Consider the following 1493-nt stretch of genomic DNA (forward strand, 5'->3'; position numbering starts at 1 on the left):
GCCGGTGTTTGATTTTTCGCTCCAGCTTGTACAGGTCACGAATGCCATCCAGCGCCTGTTTCGCTACCGGACTTTGGCTCGCTTTGTATTGGTCAAAGAATTTGCGGCGGGCGTGAGCCCAGCAACCCGCTTCGGTGATATCCGACCGGGCATGCAGCGCGTTGTAACCGGCATAATCATCCGTCACCAACGTGCCGCCCGACCAGTCTTTCAGCAGGCTCTGGGCATAACGGCCACTGCGGCCGGAATGCAGCTCATAGTACACGACTGCGGGCGAGGTATCGGGGCCGGTGACAGACGTCCACAGGTAAGCCCGCTGGGTCTGGCCTTTTCCCGGAGCCAGTATCGGCAACGGGGTCTCATCGGCATGCAGCACCGGGGACGTCAGCAGCGTCTGCTTCAGGGCATCGGCCAGCGGTTGCAATGCCACAGCCACCTGCCCCACCCAGTCCGACAGGGTGCTGCGGGCCAGGGTTACACCGCTGCGGGCATAGATTTGCTGCTGACGGTAGAGCGGCAGGGGGTCACGATATTTGGCGACCACCACCTGAGCCAGCAACCCCGGCTCTGGAAGGCCCTTTTCAATCAGATGGGCGGGCTGCGGCTTTAGCATGCACACACTGACAGCGCGCGCAGCTGTACTGCGGGCTGATATAGCGCCGGACGATAAACGTGGCCGGACGGTATTCCAGTCGCTCACTGATTTCATCACGCAAAAAGCGCAGGGCATGACCGCAATCCGGGCAGCTCTCCGTCTCCGGCGCCAGCCGGATATCTTCACGGGGTAAAGTCGCCGGCAAAGGCTGACGTTTAGGCTGGGCCGGGGTCGCGTTTTCCCTGATATGCAGGCGTGACAGCTGGATTTCCAGCACCGCGATATCGGTATCGGCATCTTCCTCAAACTGACTGCGTTTGGGACCGGCAGGCAGGGTTTCGCTGTGCGCGCCAAAACGCCAGCGTTGCGCCTGTTTCAGGGCCTCTTCCAGCTGGCGAATATAATCACATTGTTGCTGAAGCAGCGCCAGTGCCCGCAGGCGGAACTGGCCGGGGTCATCCAGCGCGATTAAGTCATGGAGCGTCATACCGACAGTGTACCGGATAATTCCCCGTCGTTATCCGGTAAAAGCGTGACCGGGATAGCGGAATTAGCTTCGCCAGCCGGACAGGTCATCTCCCTCGACCTGTTGCCAGTGAATGCCGCGGATGAGCCAGTCAAACTGGGCGGGCGTCATCACCCAGCTGCGCTCGCCCTGCTTCGGCCAGACAAAATGGGCCCGGTGCAGACGGCGGGTACACAGCCAGACGCCGTGTCGGTCCCAGCGCAACACCTTGAGACGGGAGCGGGCCTTGTTGCAGAAAATAAAAGCGGCTTCGTCCTGCCAGCGCAAATTTAGTCCCTCCAGGTGCTGGGTCAGGGCATCGATGCCCCGGCGCATGTCGACGGGCTCTCGCACCAGAAAAAGCTGTTGCGGTTTCAGCATCGGGCCAGTACC

Annotated in this window: 1 protein-coding gene and 1 pseudogene; both read right to left on the reverse strand. The window is 61.0% G+C overall.

The features are described from left to right. A pseudogene (gene tnpC, locus C6H66_RS24915) lies at window positions 1–1082 on the reverse strand (IS66 family transposase); the annotation flags it as partial. Between the two features lie 63 nt (window positions 1083–1145). Beyond that, window positions 1146–1481, reverse strand: coding sequence for an IS66 family insertion sequence element accessory protein TnpB (tnpB, locus tag C6H66_RS24920; protein WP_105397050.1), 336 nt, complete (start codon window positions 1479–1481; stop codon window positions 1146–1148). Between the last annotated feature and the right edge of the window lie 12 nt (window positions 1482–1493).

The organism is Photorhabdus hindustanensis (genome assembly GCF_002968995.1).
Classification (GTDB): Bacteria; Pseudomonadota; Gammaproteobacteria; order Enterobacterales; family Enterobacteriaceae; genus Photorhabdus; species Photorhabdus akhurstii.

Bases quoted from the DNA above. Each gene is read 5' to 3' on its own strand.
- tnpB (WP_105397050.1), bottom strand. From the start codon at position 1,481: ATGCTGAAACCGCAACAGCTTTTTCTGGTGCGAGAGCCCGTCGACATG.